Source organism: Kitasatospora sp. NPDC085464 (assembly GCF_044541955.1).
GTDB lineage: Bacteria > Actinomycetota > Actinomycetes > Streptomycetales > Streptomycetaceae > Kitasatospora.
The window spans coordinates 14,111-29,848 of the sequence record NZ_JBITTM010000038.1 but is presented as its reverse complement, the minus strand read 5'-3'; the positions used below and the strand labels follow the sequence as shown (position 1 = coordinate 29,848).

Genomic DNA, 15,738 nt, shown 5'->3' with positions numbered 1-15,738 from the left:
CGGCCGCGCGTAGGGCTCCGTACAGTGGGAGCGTGCCGAAGATCCGAGCGGCCACGGTGGCCGAGCATCGCCAGCTGCAGCGGGCAGCCCTCCTCGACGCTGCCCGCACCCTGCTCACCGAGGGCGGCAAGGAGGCCCTGACCTTCCCCGCGCTCGCCGCACGCACCGGGCTGGCGCGCTCCTCGGTCTACGAGTACTTCCGCTCCCGGGCCGCCGTGGTCGAGGCGCTCTGCGAGGTGGACTTCCCGCTCTGGGCGGCCGAGATCGAGGCCGGGATGGAGAGCTGCGACACCGCCGCCGAGCGGATCGAGGCGTACGTCCGGGGCCAGCTGGCGCTGGCGGCCGACCCGCGTCACCGGGCGGTCGTGGCGATCTCGGCGCTGGAGCTCGACGAGGCCGCGCGCGAGCGGATCCGGGCGGCCCACGGACGGCTGGCCGGCCTGGTCGTCCGCGCGCTGGAGGATCTGGGCCACGAGCGGCCCCGGCTCGCTGCGGCGCTGCTGCAGGGGGTCGTGGAGTCGGCCGTCCGCCGAGCCGAGCAGGCGGCCACCGCACGCACCGGTTGCCTGACCGAGAGCCCCGAGGAGATCGCGGACACCGCCGTCGCCCTCGCGCTGCACGGCCTCAGCCGGGCGTGACCGGCCGTTCGTCCTGCGGCGGCCCCGGGCGCAGCGGCAGCAGCCGTGCCGCGCCCGCACCGAACAGGGCCAGCGGGTCCAGGTAGCGGCCACCGCGCAGCAGTCCCCAGTGCAGGCACGCACGCGCGGCACAGTGCCGCCCGTCCGGGGCGAGCCGACCGATCACCTCTCCGGCGGCCACCGCGGTGCCGGTCGGGAGGACGCCGGTGACCGGCAGGTAGGTGGTCCGGAGCGGGGGAGTGCCCGAGCCCGGGTGGGTGACCGTGACCACGGGACGGCCCGCCACCAGTCCGGAGAACGTGACCACCCCGCCCGCCGCCGCCCGTACCTCCGCCCCGTTCTCGGCGGCGAGGTCCACCCCGCGGTGTCCGGCGGCCCAGGGTTTCGCGGGCGGATCGAAGCGCCCCAGGAGCGCCCCGGGCCCGCCCAGCGGCCACGCCCGCGTCCCGCGCGGACCGGAGCCGCCAGCCGAGTCACCTCCGGAGCCCCCGACCGAGCCGCCCCCGGAGCCCCCGACCGAGAGCCCCGCCGCGGGCCCCGCCCCCACCGCCCCCATCGCCCGTCCCGCTCCTGCCGCCCGCCCCGCTCCTGCCGTCCTCGCCCTCCCCACCGCCCCAGCCGTCGGCGTCCCGAGCACGCCCACCACCCCCAGCACCACCCCCACGGCGACCAGCCGCCGAACCCCGACGCACCACCTACGAGCAGTCATGCGCGAAGGCTCGTCGCCCGGCCGCCCCGGCGCCACCCGAATCCGGATTCCTGTGGACAAAACGCTCCCGCGACCGACCGACGTCCCCCAAACGGGTGTACGAACGCCGCCATCCGGTGTACAAGCGGCATATCCGCGACGGGCCGCGGGCAGGCGGTCGACCGGCGGGCAAACCCGTCCCCGCGCCGCCGACTCAGCAACTGCCACCACCGCTGCCGGCACCGCCGCCGCCACTGCTGCGACCCCCGCCGCCACCGCCACAGCACCGTCGTCACCGCCACCGCCGATACCGTCCGGTCCAGCCGCTCCCAGGCTCTTCCCAGGTGCTCGGCGGGCCTCCGGCCGCTCGTGAAGTCGCCCGCCGCTCGGCGCTTCCCGTACACTTCACACGCGACCCGGTCCGCCGGGTCGACTTCGCACGCCCCGCCACCGGCGGTCGGACGCGGTTCTTCCGCAGCCCCGCCAGGTGCGAGTGCCGCTCGGTCCGCCGAGCCCGATCGGTCTCCGGCCGAGCGGGTCGGAGCGGCTCGGCACGTTCGGGGCGTCAGGCGTGGCTGTCACCTGGCCGCCACGGACAAACCGAGACTGACCCGGCTGCGGGTGATCGCTGAGACCAGCTGCCGCCGCCGGGCCGTAACACCTGAGGAGCACGGCAATGGCCGTCGTCACGATGCGGGAGCTGCTGGAGAGCGGCGTCCACTTCGGTCACCAGACCCGCCGCTGGAACCCGAAGATGAAGCGCTTCATCATCACCGAGCGCAACGGCATCTACATCATCGACCTCCTGCAGTCGCTGAACTACATCGACCGCGCCTTCGAGTTCATCAAGGAGACCGTTGCCCACGGCGGCAGCGTCCTCTTCGTCGGCACGAAGAAGCAGGCCCAGGAGGCCATCGCCGAGCAGGCCACCCGCGTGGGCATGCCCTACGTGAACCAGCGCTGGCTCGGCGGCATGCTGACCAACTTCTCGACCGTCTACAAGCGCCTGCAGCGCCTGAAGGAGCTCGGCGAGCTGGACTTCTCGGACGTGGCCGGTTCCGGCCTCACCAAGAAGGAGCTCCTGGTCCTCCAGCGCGAGCACGACAAGCTGGAGAAGACCCTCGGCGGTATCCGCGACATGCAGCGCGTTCCCAGCGCCGTCTGGATCGTGGACACCAAGAAGGAGCACATCGCGGTCGGCGAGGCCCGGAAGCTCAACATCCCGGTCGTCGCCATCCTCGACACCAACTGTGACCCGGACGAGGTCGACTACAAGATCCCGGGCAACGACGACGCCATCCGCTCCGTCACCCTGCTGACCCGCGTGATCGCCGACGCCGTGGCCGAGGGCCTGAAGTCCCGCGCCGGTGTCGCCAAGGGCGACGCCAAGGCCGAGCCGGGCGCCGACCAGCCGCTGGCCGACTGGGAGAAGGACCTCATCGAGGGCGAGAAGAAGGCCGAGGAGGCCCCCGCCGCCGCCGAGGCCCCGGCCGCCGAGGCTCCGGCCGCCGAGGCTCCGGCCGAGCAGGCCTGACGTACCAAGGGTGAGGGGCACCCGCCGGTACGACGCCGGCAGGTGCCCCTCTCTCCCGCGCCGGGGCCGAACCATCGGTCCCGGCGCCACTCCACGCAGACACGCGAGACGCGAGAAGAGATTCACACCATGGCGAACTTCACCGCCGCGGACGTCAAGAAGCTCCGTGAGCTCACCGGCGCCGGCATGATGGACTGCAAGAAGGCCCTGGACGAGGCCGAGGGCAACGTCGAGAAGGCCGTCGAGCTCCTTCGCATCAAGGGCCAGAAGGGCGTTGCCAAGCGCGAGGGCCGTGACGCCTCCAACGGCGCCGTCGCCGCGCTGATCGCCGAGGACAAGAAGTCCGGCGTCCTGGTCGAGCTCAACTGCGAGACCGACTTCGTCGCCAAGGGTGACAACTTCGTCAAGGTCGCCGACGCGATCGCCGCCCACGTCGCCAAGACCGCCCCGGCCGACCTGGACGCCGCCCTGGCCTCCGAGATCGAGGCCGGCAAGACCGTCCAGCAGTTCGTGGACGAGGCCAACGCGACCCTGGGCGAGAAGATCGTCTTCCGTCGCTTCGCCCAGTTCGACGGTGACGGCTTCGTCGCGGTCTACCTGCACAAGACCAGCCCCGACCTGCCGCCGGCCGTCGGCGTCCTGGTCGAGCTGGACAAGGAGAACGCCGAGGTCGCCAAGGACGTCGCGCAGCACATCGCCGCCTTCGCGCCGAAGTACCTGTCCCGCGAGGAGATCCCGGCCGAGGAGCTCGACAACGAGCGCCGCGTCGCCGAGGCCACCGCCCGCGAGGAGGGCAAGCCGGAGGCCGCCCTGCCGAAGATCGTCGAGGGTCGCGTCACCGGCTTCGTCAAGGAGAACTCCGTCCTGGAGCAGGCCTTCGCGAAGGACAACAAGAAGACCGTCGCCAAGGTCCTTGAGGAGAACGGCGTCGCCCTCAAGCGCTTCGCCCGCTTCCGCGTCGGCGCCTGAGCCACGTTCCACCGGGTTCCCGGCCCCCTTAGGCTGGGAACCGCCCCCGCCCGCTGACCAGGGCGGGACGCCGAACGGGCTCACCCAGCGCCATCCGCCCACGGGCGGGCTCGCGTCGGCACCATGAACGACGAGGAGGCCATTGCCGTGCAGGACACCGAACCGGTTCCCGCGGCAGTGGCCTCCTCGCGTGTACGCGCAGGCGGGGCATCCGCACACCCGCGCCTGTGACCAGTAGGTGCAAAAAGGAGAAGTCCATGCAGCAGACGCAGGAGACCGCGCAGGACCCCAAGGCCGGCACGAGCCGCCGGGTGCTGCTCAAGCTGTCCGGTGAGGCCTTCGCCGGTGGTGGCGGGCTCGGCGTCGACCCGGACGTCGTGCACGCGATCGCCCGGGAGATCGCCACGGTCGTCCGCGCCGGTACCGAAGTCGCGGTGGTCATCGGCGGCGGCAACTTCTTCCGGGGCGCCGAGCTGCAGGTCCGCGGCATGGACCGGGCCCGGTCCGACTACATGGGCATGCTCGGCACCGTCATGAACTGCCTGGCGCTGCAGGACTTCCTGGTCAAGGAGGGCATCGAGACCCGGGTCCAGACCGCCATCACCATGGGCCAGGTCGCCGAGCCGTACCTGCCGCTGCGCGCCGTCCGGCACCTGGAGAAGGGTCGCGTGGTGATCTTCGGCGCGGGTATGGGCATGCCCTACTTCTCCACCGACACCACGGCCGTCCAGCGCGCGCTGGAGATCCACGCCGACGTCCTGCTGATGGGCAAGAACGGCGTGGACGGCGTCTACGACTCCGACCCGCGGACCAACCCGGACGCGGTCAAGTTCGACGCGCTGGAGTACTCCGAGGTCATCGCGCGCGACCTCAAGGTCGCCGACCTCACCGCGATCACGCTGTGCAAGGACAACAACCTCCCGATGCTGGTCTTCGAACTGCTGGCGGAGGGCAATATCGCGCGTGCGGTGAAGAGTGAGAAGATCGGCACACTCATCAGCCAGGATTCTGTCCGGGCCTGAGCAGCAACCAGCCGTACGGGACGGTGCGGGAGCCGCGACCGGCCGCCGCTCCGACACCGGTCGGAACAACCGCAGATGAACCGGACAGGGAGACCACAGTGATCGAAGAGACCCTCCTCGAAGCCGAGGAGAAGATGGAGAAGGCCGTCGCCCACGCGAAGGACGACTTCGCGGCCATCCGCACCGGCCGTGCGCACCCGGCGATGTTCGCCAAGATCGTCGCCGAGTACTACGGCGCCAAGACGCCGATCAACCAGCTGGCCTCGTTCTCGGTGCCGGAGCCGCGGATGGCGGTCGTCTCGCCCTTCGACAAGACCGCGCTGAAGGCCATCGAGCAGGCGATCCGCGACTCCGACCTGGGTGTCAACCCGTCCAACGACGGTTCGATCATCCGCGTGGTGCTGCCGGAGCTCACCGAGGAGCGCCGCCGGGAGTTCATCAAGATCGCCCGCACCAAGGGCGAGGACGCCAAGGTCTCGATCCGTTCGGTGCGCCGCAAGGCCAAGGACGCCATCGACAAGCTGGTCAAGGACGGCGAGGTCGGCGAGGACGACGGCCGCCGTTCCGAGAAGGAGCTCGACGACACCACGGCCCGGTACGTGGCCCAGATCGACGAGCTGCTGAAGCACAAGGAATCCGAGCTGCTTGAGGTCTGATGAACGACGCCCCTGACGCCCCCGGCTACTGGGGCCCGTCCGACCAGCAGTTCCAGCCCTACCGCCCGGCGCCGCAGCCGCAGGCACCCCGTACCCCGGCCCACCCGGCGCCGGGGTACGGCGAGCAGCCCTCGGCGCCGGTCCGGGGACACCACCCCGACCACCCGGGCGGCCACGGCATGTCCCCGGGCGGGCCGGGTGCCGTCCCGGCGGACCAGGGCCTCCGTTCGGATCACTCGCAGCAGCCTCCGGTGTACTGGGGCGGTGACGCGGAGGAGACTCAGGTCATGCCTCCCGTACCGGCCGACCCCGGCCCGCTCCCGGGCGTGCCCGGCCTCGGCGGTCCGCCCGGCCACAGCCCGCCCGGTCGCGGTCCGGCCGGCCACGGTCCGGCTGCGGGGCGGCCCGACGCCGGTGGTCCGGCCGACCCCGCCGAGGGCCCGGCCCGGGAGGCCGGCCGGCTGAGCGGCCCGCTCTTCCGGGACGAGCAGCCCGGGACCCCGCCGTCCGGCGTGACGGAGACGGTCGTGCTGCGCGCGATATCCGACGACGCCGCCCCAGCCCCCGGCCGCGGCACCCCGCCGTACCCGGGGGCTCCGGTGCATCCCGCGCCGCCGCCCAGCCACCCGGCGGCCGGGCAGCCCCACTTCGTGCCGTCGTCCCACCCAGGGCAGGAGACACCCGTGGCCGCCCAGCCCGACCCGCAGCCGCAGCCGCGCAAGCAGCGCGGAGGCCGTAACCTCCAGGCCGCCATAGGCGTCGGGGTCGGCCTCGGCGCGGTGATCGTCGCCTCGCTGTTCGTGGTGAAGGCGCTGTTCCTGGTCGTCGTGATGGCCGCCGTCGCGGTCGGCGTCTGGGAGCTGACCAGTCGGCTCGCCGAGCGCAAGGAGATCAAGGCGCCGCTGATCCCGCTGGTCGTGGGCGGCATCGCCATGGTCGCCACCGGCTACTGGTCCGGGATCCAGTGGGCCGCGGCCTCGCTCGCACTGACCGGGCTGGCGGTGATGGTCTGGCGGATGGCCGAGCCGCCCGAGAACTACCTGCGGGACATAACGGCAGGGGTGTTCACCGCCTTCTACGTGCCGTTCCTGGCCACCTTCGTGGCGATGATGCTGGCGGCCGACGACGGCCCCCAGCGGATCGTGCTCTTCCTGATCGTCACGATCTGCAGCGACACCGGCGCCTACGCCGTCGGCTACAAGTTCGGCCGGACCAAGCTGGCCCCGACGATCAGCCCCGGCAAGACCCGCGAGGGCCTGGCCGGCGGCATCGGCCTGTCGATGCTGGCCGGCGCGCTGCTGATGCAGCTGATCATCGACGGCGGCAGCTGGTGGCAGGGCCTGATCCTGGGCGGCTGCGCGGCGGTCACCGCGACCCTGGGAGACCTGGGCGAGTCGATGATCAAGCGCGACCTCGGGATCAAGGACATGGGCACGCTGCTGCCCGGCCACGGCGGCATCATGGACCGGCTGGACTCGCTCCTGCCGACCGCGCCGGTGGTCTGGCTGCTCCTGGCGGCCTTCGTCGGCACCTGATCCGCGCAGTGCCCGCGAGGGCCCCGGACGCCCGGCGTCCGGGGCCCTCGCGCGTCTGCGACACTGGATGAACCATGCCTAAGCCCGGAGAACTCACCTTTGTCGCGCCGCGCGGCGCCAAGCCCCCGCGACACCTCGCCGACCTGAGCCCCGCCGAGCGCAAGGAGGCCGTCGCCGAGCTGGGCGAGCAGCCGTTCCGCGCGAAGCAGCTGTCCAACCACTACTTCGGCCGGATGTCGAACGACCCGGCGGGCTGGACGGACATCCCCGCCGCCAGCCGGGAGAAGCTCACCGGGAGCCTGCTGCCCGAGCTGATGTCGGTGGTGCGGCACGTCTCGTGCGACGACGACGCGACCCGCAAGACGCTGTGGAAGCTGTTCGACGGCACGCTGGTGGAGTCCGTGCTGATGCGCTACCCGGACCGGGTCACCATGTGCATCAGCTCCCAGGCCGGCTGCGGCATGAACTGCCCGTTCTGCGCCACCGGCCAGGCCGGGCTGACCCGCAACCTCTCCACCGCCGAGATCGTCGAGCAGATCGCCGCCGGGATGCGCTCGCTGAAGACCGGCGAGATCCCGGGCGGCGAGGCGCGGCTGTCCAACGTCGTCTTCATGGGCATGGGCGAGCCGCTGGCCAACTACAACCGGGTGCTGGCCGCGATCCGCCGGCTGACCGACCCGGCGCCGGACGGCTTCGGCCTGTCCCAGCGCGGCATCACCGTCTCCACAGTCGGGCTCGTTCCGGCGATGCACCGCTTCGCCGACGAGGGCCTCAGCTGCCGCCTGGCGCTGTCGCTGCACGCCCCGGACGACGAGCTGCGCGACGAGCTGGTGCCGGTGAACACCCGGTGGAAGGTTGCCGAGGTGCTGGACGCGGCCTGGAACTACGCGGAGAAGTCCGGCCGCCGGATCTCCATCGAGTACGCGCTGATCAAGGACATCAACGACCAGGCCTGGCGGGCCGACCTGCTCGGCCGGCTGATCAAGAACCACCGGGTGCACGTCAACCTGATCCCGCTGAACCCGACCCCGGGCTCCAAGTGGACCGCCTCCCGGCCCGAGGACGAGCGCGAGTTCGTCCGGCGGCTGCAGTCGCACGGCGTGCCGACGACCGTCCGCGACACCCGCGGCCAGGAGATCGACGGCGCCTGCGGCCAGCTCGCGGCGGCCGGCTAGTCCGGCAGGACCGACCGCTCAAGGGCCCGTCCCCGAACCCCCCGCCCGCGCGGCGGCGGTTCGAGGGCGGGCCCTACCGCAGTCCGGCGGCCGCCAGGGCGGCGGTCGCGCCGCCGGTCAGCAGCAGCGTGGTGCCGGCCGCCAGGGTGCGCAGCGCGACCGCGCCGAACAGCAGCCGGGGCGAGGTGCCGAGGCGCATCAGCGCTTCGGTGACGTCGCGGCGGTCGGTGCGGACCTCGGCCAGCCGGGCGACCACTGCGGCGGCCGCGCAGCCGAGCACCAGGCAGGCCTCGACGGCGGGCAGTGCGTCGGCGCTGTCGGGGGTGCCGATCCAGTAGCGGACGGTGGTGAGCACCAGCGCGATGGTGAGGGTGAGGACGGCCAGCGGCGCGCCGAGGCGCGGGGCCTGGGCGGTGAGCCCGCGTCCGGCGAGCAGCCGTAGCGGGGTGGGCCGGCCGACGGCCAGCAGCCGTCCGGCCCAGGCCAGCAGCGGTCCGGTGAGCAGGGCGAGGCCGAGCGCGCTCGCCGCCCAGCCGCCGAGTGCGGCGGTGCTGGTGCTGCCGAGTCCGGCGGGCAGGTGGACCGGGCGGCCGTCGGCGGCGGCGCCGGGGCGCAGGGCGATGAGTTCGAGCGCGGCGCCGATCACGACCAGCCCGATCGGCAGGGCGATCCGCCAGGCGCCGAACCCGGTGCGGCGGCGGGTGCGTCCGCCGGGCAGGTTCTCGGTGACGGGCACCGCGCAGGCGGCGGCGATGCCGGCGGTGAGCGGGACCAGGGCGAGCAGGGTGACCGGCGCGGCGGCCGGCAGCGGCACGCCCATGCCGAGGTCGGGGGCGAGCGAGGGCCCGGCGATGTCGTTGCGCAGCACCAGGAAGACCAGCAGGGTGAGCACGCTGCCGAGGGTGCAGGCGAGGGCGACCTCGCCGGCGATCAGGGTCCGGATCCGGCGGGAGCCGGCCCCGGCGGCGGTGAGGCCGGCGATCCGCTCGGGGCGCCGGGCGGGCACGGCGCGGGCGGCGACGGCCGCGAACCAGGCGACGGCGGCCAGCGGGGGCAGGCACCAGAGCAGCCGGACCAGCGGGTCGGCGCCGCCGAGCGGGGCGCTCATCGCCCGGCCGAGGGAGCGCAGCAGGAAGGCGGCGACCACGGCGGCGGCCAGCGCGGTGAGCAGCCAGCGGCCCAGGTCGGGCACCCGGTAGCCCCGGGCCAGACGGAGATAGAACACGTCGACTCTTTCAGCGGCTCGGCGTCGTCAGTGGCGGGTTGCCGTGACGGCGGTCGCTCCGGAGGCACCGGACGCGGCGGCGCCGCGCGGGACGGGGGTGGCGGGGGCGGTGAGCCGTCCGTCGACGAGGGCGACGGAGCGGTCCGCGAACCGGACGAGCTCGGGGTCGTGGGTGGCGAGGACGAGGGTGAGCTGGTGCGAGCGGGACGCGCTGGTCAGTATCCGCATGACCTGGTCGGCGGCCTCGCGGTGCAGCGGGGCGGTGGGGTCGTCGGCGAAGACCACGGGCGGCAGCGGGGCCAGGGCGCGGGCGACGGCGACCCGCTGGCGCTGGCTCTGGACCAGCCGCTCGGGGCGATGCCCGGCGAAGTCGCCGACGTCGAGGCGTTCCAGCCACTCGTCGGCGGCGGTGTAGGCGGCCTTGTTGCCGGCCCCGGCGAGCAGCAGTGGCAGGGCGACGTTCTCCCGGGCGGTCAGCTCGGGGACCAGGTGCGGTTCGGAGCCGACGAAGCCGAAGCGGTCGCGGCGCAGCCGTTCGCGGCCGGACCGGGCGAGGGTGTGCACGGGGGCGCTGTTGAACCAGACCTCGCCCTCGTCGACCGGGAGTTGGGCGGAGAGGCAGCCCAGCAGGGTGCTCTTCCCGGAGCCGCGCGGGCCGGTGACGGCGAGCACCTCGCCCTCGCGGACGCCGATCGAGATACCGCGCAGGGCGGGGGTGCCGTGATGGGACTTGACGATCCCTCGGGCCCACAGCACGTCGTTGTCAGGCGGTGCCGCTGACATCAGGTTCCATCCTGGGTGGCCGCAGGGATATGACAGTCGTCAGATTAGAACGACAGGGGCGGGCCGCGGTTGCGGCGCACTGGTCCATCACGGGCAAATCACCCGCATTCAGGCATGTTTGGTCGTGCGACTGTGATGTTCCGGTTGCGGAACGCCGAAGATTGCGGAACGCGGAGGGTGCGGCACGCCCGTGAGCGCGAAGCCCAGGAGCGCGGAACGCCCACGAGCGCGGAACCCCAGGAGCGCGGAACGCCGAAGGGCGGCCCCGCGGGGAGCGGGACCGCCCTTCGGCGGAGGGTGGGGAAGAGGGCTCAGGGGATCAGAGCTTCGCCCACGCGTCGGTGAGGCTGGTCCGCAGGATCTGCTCGATCTCGTCGAAGGTCGACTGGTCGGAGATCAGCGGCGGGGCCAGCTGGACGACCGGGTCGCCACGGTCGTCGGCGCGGCAGTACAGGCCGTTGTCGAAGAGGGCCTTCGAGAGGAAGCCGTAGAGCACGCGCTCGGTCTCCTCGTCGTTGAAGGTCTCCTTGGTGACCTTGTCCTTCACGAGCTCGATGCCGTAGAAGTAGCCGTTGCCGCGGACGTCGCCGACGATCGGCAGATCGCGCAGCTTGCTCAGGGTGCCCAGGAAGCGCGACTCGTTGTCGAGCACGTGCTGGTTGAGGCCCTCGCGCTCGAAGATGTCGAGGTTGGCGAGCGCCACGGCCGAGGAGACCGGGTGGCCGGCGAAGGTGTAGCCGTGCAGGAAGGTGTTGTCACCCTTGTAGAACGGCTCGGCGATGCGGTCCGAGATGATCGTGGCGCCGATCGGGGAGTAGCCCGAGGTCATGCCCTTGGCGCAGGTGATCATGTCCGGCACGTAGCCGAACTTGTCGGCGCCGAACATGGTGCCGAGGCGGCCGAAGGCGCAGATGACCTCGTCCGAGACCAGCAGCACGTCGTGGCGGTCGCAGATCTCGCGCAGGCGCTGGAAGTAGCCGGGCGGCGGCGGGAAGCAGCCACCGGCGTTCTGCACCGGCTCGACGAAGACGGCGGCGACGGTCTCGGGGCCCTCGAAGAGGATGGCCTCCTCGACCTGGTCGGCGCACCAGCGGCCGTACGCCTCGGGGTCGACGGTGCCGTCGGGGCCCTCCAGGTACTGCGGGGCGCGGTAGATGTTGGTGTTCGGGGCCTTGTGGGTGCCCGGCACCAGCGGCTCGAACGGGGCCTTCAGGCCCGGCAGGCCGGTGATCGACAGCGCGCCCTGCGGGGTGCCGTGGTAGGCGATGGCGCGGGAGATGACCTTGTACTTGGTCGGCTTGCCGATCAGCTTGAAGTACTGCTTGGCGAGCTTCCAGGCGGTCTCGACGGCCTCGCCGCCGCCGGTGGAGAAGAAGACCTTGTTCAGGTCGCCCGGGGCGTAGTTGGCCAGGCGCTCGGCCAGCTCGACGGCCTTGGGGTGCGCGTAGCTCCAGATCGGGAAGAACGCGAGTTCCTTGGCCTGCTTGGCGGCGACCTCGGCGAGCTCGGTGCGGCCGTGACCGGCCTGCACGACGAACAGGCCGGCCAGGCCGTCGATGTACTTCCGGCCCTTGTCGTCCCAGATGTAGGTGCCCTCGCCCTTGACGATCGTCGGCACGGGGGAGTTCTCGTACGACGACATGCGGGTGAAGTGCATCCACAGGTGGTCGTAGGCGGTCTTGGAAAGGTCCTTCTGCGCCGGGTCGGCTGTCATCGGGTGCCCCAGGTGTAGGTCTGTTTCCGGAGCTTCAGGTAAACGAAGCTCTCGGTGCTCCGCACGCCGGGAAGCGCGCGGATGCGCTTGTTGATCATTTCGAGCAGGTGCTCGTCGTCCTCGCAGACCAGTTCGGCCAGGAGGTCGAACGAGCCTGCGGTGCAGACCACGTAGTCGACCTCGTCGAGGGCGGCCAGTGCGTCGGCGACGGGCTCGATGTCACCCTCGACCCGGATCCCGACCATCGCCTGGCGGGTGAAGCCGACGGTGAGCGGGTCCGTGACGGCGACGATCTGCATCACGCCCTGGTCGAGCAGCTTCTGGACGCGCTGCCGTACGGCCGCCTCGGACAGGCCGACGGCCTTGCCGATGGCGGCGTACGGGCGGCGCCCGTCCTCCTGGAGCTGCTCGATGATCGCCTTGGAGGCGGCGTCGAGGGGAACGCTGGCGTTCCGGTCGCGGTTGGCCACGCGGCCACTGTGCCCGATCGAGCCTGCGTTCGCAAGCGTGGAAACTGCTGATTTCGTCGTGATCTTGGAAAACGCATACGGATTTCATCGCGTCCACGCACTCCACCTGTCGATAACGGCAGTCGTGCGGCTACCCTGGCACGGTACGCGCGCGGCCCTGCGAGGTGCCGCGCGTACCGCCACCAGTGGACCGCGCCCGTTCGGGCGCGGCCACTCGGCACCCTTCGTACGTCGGATCCGCCGACGTACCATGGCGCCGGAATCTGCAATGCCGCAGGCCCAGACCGAGGAGAGATCCGTGAGCGACCTTCGCACGCTGCGCAACTACATCAACGGTGAGTTCGTCGACGCGGCTGACGGCCGCACGCTCGACATCGTGGACCCGACCACCGGCGAGGTGTACGCGACGTCGCCGCTGTCCGGCGCCGCGGACGTGGACGCCGCCATGGCCTCCGCCGCCGCCGCGTTCCCGATCTGGCGCGATGCCACCCCGAGCACCCGGCAGAAGCTGCTGCTCAAGATCGCCGACGCCGTCGAGGCCCGGGCCGACGAGATCGTCGACGCCGAGGTGCGCAACACCGGCAAGCCCCGCGCGCTGACCCTCTCCGAGGAGATCGGCCCGATGGTGGACCAGATCCGCTTCTTCGCCGGTGCCGCCCGCCTGCTGGAGGGCAAGGCCGCCGGTGAGTACATGGACGGGATGACCTCGATCGTCCGCCGCGAGCCGGTCGGCGTCTGCGCCCAGGTCGCGCCGTGGAACTACCCGATGATGATGGCCGTCTGGAAGTTCGCCCCGGCCCTCGCCGCGGGCAACGCCGTCGTCCTGAAGCCCTCGGACACCACCCCGGCCTCCACCGTGCTGCTGGCCGAGATCATCGGCGGCATCCTCAAGGAGCTGGACCTGCCGGCCGGCGTCTTCAACGTTATCTGCGGCGACCGCGAGACCGGCAAGCTCATGGTCGAGCACAAGACCCCGGCGATGGCCTCCATCACCGGCTCCGTCCGGGCCGGCATCCAGGTCGCCGAGTCGGCCTCCAAGGACGTCAAGCGCGTCCACCTGGAGCTGGGCGGCAAGGCCCCGGTCGTGGTCTTCGAGGACGCCGACATCGCCGAGGCCGTCGAGGGCATCTCCGTGGCGGGCTACTTCAACGCCGGCCAGGACTGCACCGCCGCCACCCGCGTGCTGGTGCACGAGTCGATCCACGACGCCTTCGTCGAGGCGCTGGCCAAGGCCGCAGCCGAGACCAAGACCGGTGGCGTGGACGACGAGGACGTGCTGTACGGCCCGCTGAACAACGCCAACCAGCTGCAGCAGGTCACCGGCTTCATCGAGCGGCTGCCCGCCCACGCCAAGGTCGAGGCCGGTGGCCACCGGGTCGGCGACAAGGGCTACTTCTACGCCCCGACCGTCGTCTCCGGCCTGAACCAGGACGACGAGATCGTCCAGAACGAGGTCTTCGGCCCGGTCATCACCGTGCAGAAGTTCACCGACGAGGACCAGGCCGTCGAGTACGCCAACGGCGTCGAGTACGCGCTGGCCTCCTCGGTGTGGACCAAGGACCACGCCCGCGCCATGCGGATGTCGCGCCGCCTGGACTTCGGCTGCGTCTGGATCAACACCCACATCCCGCTGGTCGCCGAGATGCCGCACGGCGGTTTCAAGAAGTCCGGCTACGGCAAGGACCTGTCGTCCTACGGCTTCGAGGACTACACCCGCGTGAAGCACGTCATGACCGCGATCTAGCGGGTCGTGACCGACGGGCGCAGTATGACCGCGATCTAGCGGGTCGTGACCGACGGGCGCAGTATGACCGCGATCTGATGTAGCGATCATCGGTCGAAATGACAACGGGCCCGGGGCTTTCCGTCCCGGGCCCTGTGTCTTTGCACCCTGTCGACCGATCGCGCGACCGGCTGACAAGATGGAACTGCACTTCGCCGGTGGTCGGCCCTAGCCTTACCGGCATGAGCATCCCCACCGCTGACTCAGCCGCCGGCCAGGCCGTCAAGGCCGCCGACCGCGCGCACGTCTTCCACTCGTGGTCCGCCCAGGCGCTGATCGACCCCCTCGCGGTGGCCGGCGCCGAGGGCTCGTACTTCTGGGACTACGACGGCAACCGCTACCTCGACTTCTCCTCCCAGCTGGTGAACACCAACATCGGCCACCAGCACCCGAAGGTGGTCGCCGCGATCCAGGAGCAGGCGGCGAAGCTCTGCACCATCGCGCCCGGCTTCGCGGTCGAGTCGCGCAGCGAGGCCGCCCGGCTGATCGCCGAGCGCACCCCGGGCGACCTGGACAAGGTCTTCTTCACCAACGGCGGCGCCGAGGCCAACGAGAACGCGATCCGGCTGGCCCGGCTGCACACCGGCCGGCAGAAGGTGCTCTCCACCTACCGCTCGTACCACGGCGCCACCGCCAACGCGATCGCCCTCACCGGCGATCCGCGGCGCTGGGCCAACGAGACCGGCGTCTCCGGCGTGGTGCACTTCTGGGGCCCGTACGCCTACCGCTCCAACTTCCACGCCGAGAACGAGGCGCAGGAGTGCGAGCGCGCGCTGCGGCACCTGGAGGAGGTGATCGCGTTCGAGGGTCCGGGCACCGTCGCGGCGGTCATCCTGGAGACCGTGGTCGGCACCGCGGGCATCCTCGTCCCGCCGCCGGGGTACCTGGCCGGGGTGCGGGAGATCTGCGACCGCCACGGCATCGTGTTCATCCTCGACGAGGTGATGGCGGGCTTCGGCCGCACCGGCGAGTGGTTCGCCGCCGACCACTGGGGCGTCACCCCGGACCTGCTCACCTTCGCCAAGGGCGTCAACTCCGGCTACGTGCCGCTCGGCGGCGTGGCGATCAGCGCCGAGATCGCGGCCACCTTCGCCGAGCGGGCGTTCCCGGGCGGGCTCACCTACTCCGGCCACCCGCTGGCCTGCGCCTCCGCGGTGGCGACCATCAACACGATGGCGGAGGAGGGCATCGTCGAGAACGCCAGGCACATCGGCGAGAACGTGCTCGGCCCCGGTCTGCGCGAGCTGGCCGAGCGGCACCCGTCGATCGGCGAGGTCCGCGGCCTCGGCGTGTTCTGGGCGCTCGACCTCGTGAAGGACCGGGAGACCCGCGAGCCGCTGGTGCCCTACAACGCCGCGGGCGCCGCGAACGCGCCGATGGCCGAGCTGGCCGCCGCCTGCAAGCAGCGCTGGCTCTGGCCGTTCGTCAACATGAACCGCTTCCACGTCGTCCCGCCGTGCACCGTCACCGAGGAGGAGGCCAAGACCGGCCTCGCGGTGCTGGACGAGGTGCTGTCGCTCACCGACGCGCACACTGTCTGACGTTC

General features: G+C 71.8%; 14 protein-coding genes. 9 read left to right on the top strand and 5 right to left on the bottom strand.

The window, feature by feature from the left end:
* Nucleotides 1-56 precede the first annotated feature (56 nt).
* The gene (locus ACIGG8_RS30085; RefSeq protein WP_396551927.1) at nt 57-638 is read left to right on the top strand and encodes a TetR/AcrR family transcriptional regulator; all 582 of its coding nucleotides are present in this window, start codon (nt 57-59) and stop codon (nt 636-638) included.
* Here the strand turns inward: ACIGG8_RS30085 and ACIGG8_RS30080 are convergent.
* A complete protein-coding gene (locus tag ACIGG8_RS30080; RefSeq protein WP_396551891.1) occupies nt 625-996 on the bottom strand; it encodes a M23 family metallopeptidase in 372 nt (123 codons plus the stop codon). The two genes, ACIGG8_RS30085 and ACIGG8_RS30080, sit on opposite strands and share 14 nt — an antisense overlap.
* A 1,006-nt stretch (nt 997-2,002) precedes the next feature.
* Here ACIGG8_RS30080 and rpsB point away from each other — a divergent pair.
* The 6 genes from rpsB to rlmN all read left to right on the top strand — a co-directional run bounded on the left by rpsB (nt 2,003) and on the right by rlmN (nt 8,217).
* A complete protein-coding gene (gene rpsB, locus ACIGG8_RS30075; RefSeq protein ID WP_396551890.1) occupies nt 2,003-2,860 on the top strand; it encodes a 30S ribosomal protein S2 in 858 nt (285 codons plus the stop codon).
* A gap of 129 nt (nt 2,861-2,989) precedes the next feature.
* Entirely contained in the window at nt 2,990-3,829 is an 840-nt protein-coding gene (tsf, locus tag ACIGG8_RS30070) for a translation elongation factor Ts (RefSeq protein ID WP_350524575.1), read from the top strand.
* Between the two features lie 257 nt (nt 3,830-4,086).
* Nucleotides 4,087-4,851 (top strand): UMP kinase, encoded by a 765-nt coding sequence (gene pyrH, locus ACIGG8_RS30065; RefSeq protein WP_396551889.1) that lies wholly within the window; start codon nt 4,087-4,089, stop codon nt 4,849-4,851.
* Between the two features lie 98 nt (nt 4,852-4,949).
* On the top strand, nt 4,950-5,507 hold the full coding sequence (gene frr / locus ACIGG8_RS30060; protein WP_350524573.1) for a ribosome recycling factor: 558 nt from the start codon (nt 4,950-4,952) through the stop codon (nt 5,505-5,507).
* A gap of 287 nt (nt 5,508-5,794) precedes the next feature.
* Entirely contained in the window at nt 5,795-7,042 is a 1,248-nt protein-coding gene (locus tag ACIGG8_RS30055) for a phosphatidate cytidylyltransferase (protein ID WP_396551926.1), read from the top strand.
* Nucleotides 7,043-7,116: 74 nt separating this feature from the next.
* Nucleotides 7,117-8,217 carry a 23S rRNA (adenine(2503)-C(2))-methyltransferase RlmN gene (gene rlmN, locus ACIGG8_RS30050; protein ID WP_350524572.1) on the top strand — a complete coding sequence of 367 codons (1,101 nt, stop codon included), beginning with the start codon at nt 7,117-7,119 and terminating at the stop codon, nt 8,215-8,217.
* A 73-nt stretch (nt 8,218-8,290) separates the two neighbouring features.
* Here rlmN and ACIGG8_RS30045 read toward each other — a convergent pair whose 3' ends face one another.
* The 4 genes from ACIGG8_RS30045 to ACIGG8_RS30030 form a co-directional block, all read right to left on the bottom strand.
* Entirely contained in the window at nt 8,291-9,442 is a 1,152-nt protein-coding gene (locus ACIGG8_RS30045) for a hypothetical protein (protein ID WP_396551888.1), read from the bottom strand.
* A 27-nt stretch (nt 9,443-9,469) separates the two neighbouring features.
* Nucleotides 9,470-10,225: an ABC transporter ATP-binding protein gene (locus ACIGG8_RS30040; protein ID WP_350524570.1), complete on the bottom strand. Its 756-nt coding sequence runs from the start codon at nt 10,223-10,225 to the stop codon at nt 9,470-9,472.
* A 319-nt stretch (nt 10,226-10,544) separates the two neighbouring features.
* Complete coding sequence (locus ACIGG8_RS30035) at nt 10,545-11,939, bottom strand: aspartate aminotransferase family protein (protein WP_350524569.1); 1,395 nt, start codon at nt 11,937-11,939, stop codon at nt 10,545-10,547.
* Nucleotides 11,936-12,409, bottom strand: coding sequence for an Lrp/AsnC family transcriptional regulator (locus ACIGG8_RS30030; RefSeq protein WP_030306695.1), 474 nt, complete (start codon nt 12,407-12,409; stop codon nt 11,936-11,938). Before ACIGG8_RS30030 ends, ACIGG8_RS30035 begins: the two co-directional genes overlap by 4 nt.
* A 268-nt stretch (nt 12,410-12,677) precedes the next feature.
* Between ACIGG8_RS30030 and ACIGG8_RS30025 the strand changes: the two genes are divergently transcribed.
* Both ACIGG8_RS30025 and ACIGG8_RS30020 read left to right on the top strand, forming a co-directional pair.
* Nucleotides 12,678-14,153: a gamma-aminobutyraldehyde dehydrogenase gene (locus tag ACIGG8_RS30025; RefSeq protein WP_396551887.1), complete on the top strand. Its 1,476-nt coding sequence runs from the start codon at nt 12,678-12,680 to the stop codon at nt 14,151-14,153.
* A 221-nt stretch (nt 14,154-14,374) separates the two neighbouring features.
* A complete protein-coding gene (locus ACIGG8_RS30020) occupies nt 14,375-15,733 on the top strand; it encodes an aspartate aminotransferase family protein (RefSeq protein ID WP_396551886.1) in 1,359 nt (452 codons plus the stop codon).
* The last annotated feature ends 5 nt before the right edge of the window (nt 15,734-15,738 follow it).